This is a genomic window from Kitasatospora sp. NPDC088742, from assembly GCF_055584905.1.
The window spans coordinates 199,438-205,629 of record NZ_JBVJLD010000003.1 but is presented as its reverse complement, the minus strand read 5'-3'; the positions used below and the strand labels follow the sequence as shown (position 1 = coordinate 205,629).

Annotated in this window: 6 protein-coding genes; 3 read left to right on the top strand and 3 right to left on the bottom strand. The window is 72.3% G+C overall.

Annotation, left to right across the window (positions count from 1 at the left end):
- Window positions 1–1,954, bottom strand: a 1,954-nt coding sequence (locus ACZ6ZR_RS05295) for an NB-ARC domain-containing protein (RefSeq protein ID WP_465639549.1), incomplete at its 3' end; no start/stop codon positions are given.
- Window positions 1,955–2,144: 190 nt separating this feature from the next.
- Between ACZ6ZR_RS05295 and ACZ6ZR_RS05290 the strand changes: the two genes are divergently transcribed.
- Entirely contained in the window at window positions 2,145–2,387 is a 243-nt protein-coding gene (locus tag ACZ6ZR_RS05290) for a hypothetical protein (RefSeq protein ID WP_465639548.1), read from the top strand.
- Between the two features lie 24 nt (window positions 2,388–2,411).
- Here ACZ6ZR_RS05290 and ACZ6ZR_RS05285 read toward each other — a convergent pair whose 3' ends face one another.
- Window positions 2,412–2,996, bottom strand: coding sequence for a hypothetical protein (locus ACZ6ZR_RS05285; protein ID WP_465639546.1), 585 nt, complete (start codon window positions 2,994–2,996; stop codon window positions 2,412–2,414).
- A 117-nt stretch (window positions 2,997–3,113) separates the two neighbouring features.
- On the opposite strand from ACZ6ZR_RS05285, the gene ACZ6ZR_RS05280 reads away from it, so the two are divergent.
- Both ACZ6ZR_RS05280 and ACZ6ZR_RS05275 read left to right on the top strand, forming a co-directional pair.
- Window positions 3,114–4,541, top strand: a complete 1,428-nt coding sequence (locus ACZ6ZR_RS05280) for an APC family permease (RefSeq protein ID WP_465639544.1) — start codon at window positions 3,114–3,116, stop codon at window positions 4,539–4,541.
- Between the two features lie 2 nt (window positions 4,542–4,543).
- On the top strand, window positions 4,544–5,557 hold the full coding sequence (locus ACZ6ZR_RS05275; protein ID WP_465639643.1) for an acetamidase/formamidase family protein: 1,014 nt from the start codon (window positions 4,544–4,546) through the stop codon (window positions 5,555–5,557).
- Window positions 5,558–5,639: 82 nt separating this feature from the next.
- Here ACZ6ZR_RS05275 and ACZ6ZR_RS05270 read toward each other — a convergent pair.
- The coding region (locus ACZ6ZR_RS05270; protein WP_465639542.1) for a hypothetical protein at window positions 5,640–6,192 on the bottom strand (553 nt) is incomplete at its 5' end.

Genomic DNA, 6,192 nt, shown 5'->3' with positions numbered 1-6,192 from the left:
TGTGACGGGTGGTCAGGGTGTCGGGGTGCTCCGCGCCCAGGACGCGGATGCGGTCGGGTAGCAGAATCGCGAACGCGGCGGCCGCACCCGCCGGATCTCCGGCCTCGCCCTGCCAGCGGGCGTGGTCGTTGCGGCCGGCGAGGGCCCGGGGGTGGTCGGGGCCGCAGCTGCGGCTGATTCCGGTGGTGAGATCCGCGAAGTGGTCCCGGGCGCTTGCGGCTTGGCCGGACTCGCCGAGGCTCCGGCCGTTCCGGAACAGCACTTCGTGGGCCTCCGGTCGATGGAGGACGTCCTCGGCCACCGCGGTCAGGGCGGTGGCGCAGGCGCGCAGGGCTTCGCCGAGACCGGTGTCACGTTCGACCTCGGGCCAGGCCGCGACCAACGCGTCGGCGGCGGCGCTGGCGACCGCGGTGCGCTGCTCGGGGGTGAGGGTGTCCCGGGCGGCGTGCTGGGTGAGTTGGTGGACGACCACGGCTCGTGCCGGGTTCGTCGGTGCGTAGTCGACGAGGTGGAGGCGGTCGAGCGCGCTCAGGGCGAGACGGACCTCGTCCTCGCTGACGCCGACTGCCGCTGGCACCGCTCCGCTCGCGGGTGACCGGTGTCGGGTGAGGTGGGCGAGAACCGGGGCACTGGTGAGAACGGGATGGGGAACACCGTTCGGAGCGAGGAAGGCCAGGAGCTCCAGCAGGGGCTTCGCCAGGCCCGCGGGTCGCAGGTTGTTCGCACGCTCGAGGGAGAGGAGCAGAGCCGCGGCGGTGGTGTGCTGCTGGCCTGTGGGCAGCCGGTCGGGCGCGGTGTCGGCCAAGGCCGTGGCACGGCCGGTGAGCTTCTCCCGGTAGTCGTGCACGCTGATGCGGGTGTCGGCGATGTACACGGCGGCCTGCGACAGCGCCAGCGGGAGGTGGCCGAGGTCGTCGGCGAGCGCCGCGAGGTGCTCGTCGGGTTCACGCCGGCCGCGGTGGGCCAGTACCTCGCTCAGACAGGCGACGGCCTCGCCGCGGTCGAACAGGCCGACCTCGACCACGCGGCTGCCGGCCCGTGCGAGCGCGGTCTCACGGCTGCGGGTGGTGACGATCGTCTGGCCGGTCGGGCTGGCCGGCGGCCAGAGGTTCTCCAGGTCGTCCGGGTCGGTCACGTCGTCCAGCACCACCAGCCAGCGGCACGGGGTCAGCCCCGGTCTCGGCTCCAGCCACCGCCGGAAGCTCTCGGCGGCCTGCTCGGTGTCGTTCGGGTCGGCGCGGCACAGCTTCACCCCGGCCTCCGCCAGCCCGCTCGCCGCGGCCGCGCGGTTGCTCGCGTTCACCCACACCAGCACGTCCAACTCGCCGCCCTGCCAGGCGGTACGGGCGAACTCGGCGGCCAGCTGGGTCTTGCCGACCCCACCCATCCCGGTCAGCAGCTGTCCCACCACCGCCGTGCCTCCCCCGGCCAGTACCTTGCTCAGTTGGCCGGCCAGAACACGGTGCTGGAAACCGACCGAAGGAGGGGGGACCGTTCCGACCTGGAAGGGCCAGGCTTCCGGCTCCTGCGGCCCACGCTGCCGGAAGCCTCGCAGCCCGCCCCCGCCGATGGACACACCAGGCACGCGCTGCATGTGTTCGAGCCGCCCGCGCAGCTGACCCGGCGTCTCCTCCGCACCTCGCACCTCACGGGTCTCCCGCCCGTACGCCTTCCGTGCGGCACGGGCCTGCAAGGCCCGGCGCCGCGCCTCGATCCACGTCCGCACCTCGTCGCGCTCACCCCGGCCCAGCGCCTCCAGCAGCAGTTCCAGCTGCTCCTCGCGCGGGATGACGCTGGTACGCCAGTTCGCGAGCGAGTTCTCCGAGACACCGGCCCGCCGCGCGAGCCCGGACAGCGAACCGCCCCCGGCCACATGACCAGTGATCAGCTTGGCCAGCAGCGCGGTGAATCCCGCCTCGTCTTTCACCCGGACCAGGTCGTCGGTCCCGACCACCGTCCACCCCCATCGATCGTCTCCAACCACTCCACAAGATAGGGAAGTTGGGGGCTCCTGCCAGCACGAATCCCAACTTCGGACGGACAGGAACATGTTGAGGCGGCCGGGCCGGGCCCGTGACGTGCACTGGAACCGTCACCCGCCGGGAGCATCAGGCCGGCGCACCAGCAGCCCAAGGGGGAACCCCATGACGGCCTTCGTCGACCTGCTCGCCCAGTCCGCGACCAGCGTGCTGACGACCCTCGTCTCCACCGCACTCACCGCGGCCGCGGCCAAGGCCTGCAAGGGGCTCCGCACCCGCGCCGGCCGTCCCACCGGCACCGAACCGGCTATCAGCGGCCCTACGCTGTCGGCTCCGGCTGACGACTCCTCGCCATCCGTTCCGGCACCGGTGGACCGACCCGAAACGACGGAGCGTCAGATCCGATGAGCTGAACGGGGCGGCCTGGGTGGCTCACCGCCGGAACAGCCCGCGCAGGCCTCGTGCTCTGGGCTTCCCGGTCTCCGTCTCCGGCGTTACGGGCGGGCCGGGACGGGTGGCCGCGTGGACCGGGGCGGAGTCGTCCAGGATCCGTTCGATCGCCGTGACGAAGGCCTCGGGTTCGGCGGCGGGCCCGGGGCCGAGGTTGAGGTGGGAGCCGTCGGCGGTCCATTCGCCGAGGGCCGTGTAGGTCTGGCCGTCGATCGGGCTGACGCCGTGTTCGAGCGTCAGGTACCGGCAGGTCGCGGCCCCGGCCGGCTGCACCACCGCGACGAAGTGCGCCTCGGACGGCCCCACCGCCAGGGGCAGGGCGACGAACAGGGCGCGGTAGCCGTCGCGCTGGACGAGGACGGCCGACAGTCCGTCGGCGGGCAGCCGCTCGGCCTCCGGGAGGCGCTCGCCGAACCCTTCCCAGATGGTCGTGAGCGCGCTGGTGAATCCGACGTCCGGCTCCTGGTCCAGCAGCTCCGCCCCGAGGTCGCGGGCCAGGCCCGGCAACACCCGGTGCGCGTACGTGTAGTGGTGCGGCCTCGGCTCGTCCGCGTCGATCGTCGTCATGCCGATCATGATGACGTCCCCGTCCGAACGGCGGGTGAACTTCCGGACGGAGCGTCAGGCCGGGCACCGTGCCGGAACTCTTCCGTACGGAAATGGTTGGCCCTACTGTCTGCAGCCATGACCGAGACATCCGCGTCGCAAGACATCGAGGGCTTCGGCTACCGGCAGGAGCTCCGGCGTTCCCTGACCTTCAGTGACCTGCTCGTCTACGGGCTGGTGTTCATGGTGCCGATCGCCCCGTTCGGCATCTTCGGCGGCGTCTTCCAGGGCTCCGGCGGCATGGTCGCCCTGGCCTACGTCCTGGGCATGGTGGCGATGATGTTCACCGCGCTCTCCTACGCCCAGATGTCCCGGGCCTTCCCGATGGCCGGGTCGGTCTACACCTACGCGGGGCGCGGCATCGGCGCCCCGGTCGGCTTCCTGGCCGGCTGGATGATCCTGCTGGACTACGTCCTGGTACCGGGACTGCTCTACCTGATCGCCGGGGTGGCGATGAACTCGCTGGTGCCGTCGGTCCCGGTGTGGCTCTGGCTGATCGGCTTCGTGCTGCTCAACACCGCGGTCAACTACCTCGGGATCGAGACCACCGCCCGGGTCAACAAGGCCGTGCTGGCCGGCGAACTCCTGGTGCTGGCCGTGTTCGTGACGGCCGGGGTGATCGCGCTGGCCGCCGGGAAGGGGCGCGGTTTCGACCTGACCCCGCTGTACGACTCGCACACCTTCTCCTGGAGCCTGGCCTTCGGCGCGGTCTCCGTCGCGGTGCTCAGCTTCCTCGGCTTCGACGGGATCTCCACCCTGGCGGAGGAGAACCGGGACTCCGCCAGGGCCATCGGCCGCTCGATGGTGGCCGCGCTGCTGCTGGCCGGGACCCTGTTCATCGTGCAGACCTGGGTGGCCTCCCTGCTGGTCACCGACCCGCAGGCGCTGATCCGGGACGGCGACCCGGACGGCACCGCCTTCTACGACGCGGCGCGCACCGCCGCCGGGGGCTGGCTGGCCACCCTGACCGCCGTGGCCACCGCCGTCGCCTGGGGCTTCGCCAACTCCCTGGTGGCGCAGGCCGCCACCTCCCGGCTGCTGTTCGCGATGGCCCGCGACCGCCAACTGCCGTCCTTCCTGGCCGAGGTGCACCCCACCCGCCGGGTGCCGGTCAACGCCACCCTGCTCACCGCCGGGGTCTCGCTGGTCCTCGGGCTCTGCACCGCCTCCCGGGACGACGGCATCACCCTGCTGAGCACCCTGGTCAACTTCGGTGCGCTGACCACCTTCCTGGTCCTGCACGTGGCCGTGGTGGTCCACTACCTGGTCCGCAACCGCAGCCGGGACTACTGGCGGCACCTGATCGCCCCCGCGCTCGGCTTCGCGATCCTCGCCTACGTGATCGTCAACGCCGACATCGCGGCCCAACGGCTGGGCTTCGTCTGGCTGTTGATCGGTGCGATCGTCCTGGTGGGGCTGATGGCGACCGGCCGCAGGCCCCGCCTGTCCGTCACCGGGCAGAGCGAGAAGACCGAGAAGACCGAGACCACCGGAGAGCCGCAGTGAGCATGCCCGACCTCGTCCACCTGTCCCCGGCCCCCGAGGAGTACGCGTACACCTTCGGCGGCCGGCCGGCCCTGACCACCGTCCGGCCGGGCACCGTGGTCGAGTTGACCACCGAGGACTGCTTCGGCGGCAAGGTGCGCGGCACCGGCGACCTGCCCAGCCAGGTCTGCGTCTTCCCCTACCTCAACCCCGTCACCGGCCCGATCGCGGTGGCCGGTGCCGAGCCCGGCGACCTGCTCGCCGTGCACTTCGTGGAGCTCACCCCGGCCCGGGACCACGGCATCTCCAGCACCTTCCCGCACTTCGGCGCCCTGACGGCCACGCACCGGACCGCGATGCTCCACCCCGCCCTGGAGGAGCGGGTCTGGTTCTACGACCTGGACCTCAAGGCCGGGCTCTGCCACTTCCGGGCCCGGAACTCCGACTTCACCGTCGCGCTCCCGCTCGACCCGATGCACGGCACCGTCGGCGTGGCCCCGGCCGGCGGCGAGGTGCTCGCCTCCATCACCCCGGGCGCCCACGGCGGCAACCTCGACACCCCCGAGATGCGGGCCGGCACCACCGCCTACTTCCGGGTGAACGTCGAGGGCGGCCTACTCGCGATCGGCGACGGCCACGCCCGCCAGGGCGAGGGCGAGGTCTGCGGCACCGCCGTGGAGGCCGCCATGCGCACCACCGTCGTCGTCGACCTGGTCAAGGGCGCGGGCCCGGCCTGGCCCCGGTTGGAGAACGACGACTTCCTGATCACCACCGGTTCGGCCCGCCCGCTGGAGGACGCCTTCCGGATCAGCCAGCACGACCTGGTGACTTGGACCTCGGGCCTGCTCGGGCTCGACCTCCTGGACGCCTACCAACTCGTCAGCCAGGCCGGCCTGGCCCCGGCCGCCAACGTCTGCGACACCAACTACACGATGGCCGCCAAGCTCCCCAAGTCCGTCCTGGGCGGGGTACGGGCCTACGACGGTCTGCACGCGCGGCTGCGCGAGACGGCCGCCGCGTACCTGCGCCACCGCTGAACTCCCGCGCGGGGAACCGCGGACAGCCCCGGCAAGGCCGCCGAGTGCGGCCCCGCCGGGGCTGTTCCGAGGAGACGGTGGGTCAGCTGAGGTGACGGTAGACCCCCGCCTGGCCGGCCTTGTCGATCGCGACCTGGTCGACGTCGGCGGCGGGCGTGCCGCTCGTCACCAGGGTGGGGTGACCGTTCGTCACCGAGTAGAGCCGGCCGGTGCCGTAGCCGCGCAGGACGGTGCCGTCGGCCGGGGTCATCCGCAGGTGGCTGTAGAGCACATTCAGACCGCCGTTGTCGATCGCGGTGCCGTCCACCGTGGTGGGCGAGTGGAAGCCACCGACGTTGGCCCAGTTGGTGACGACGATCGGGGCGCCGCCCGCCACCTCGTAGACCGTGCCGGTGGCGCCGTCGTTGAGGTAGGTGCCGTCGGCGGGGGTGGTGCGCAGGTGGTTGAAGAAGCCGCCGGCCCCCGCGTTGTCGATGGCGGTCTGGTCGACCGTCACCCGGGCCGCGATACCGGGCACGTGGGCGAAGTCGCTCACGTACACTGGCGCCCCACCGGCCACCACGAAGACACCGCCACCGTTCGCACCGGCCAGCGCGGTGCCGTCCGCCGGGACCGACCGCAGGTGGCTGTACACG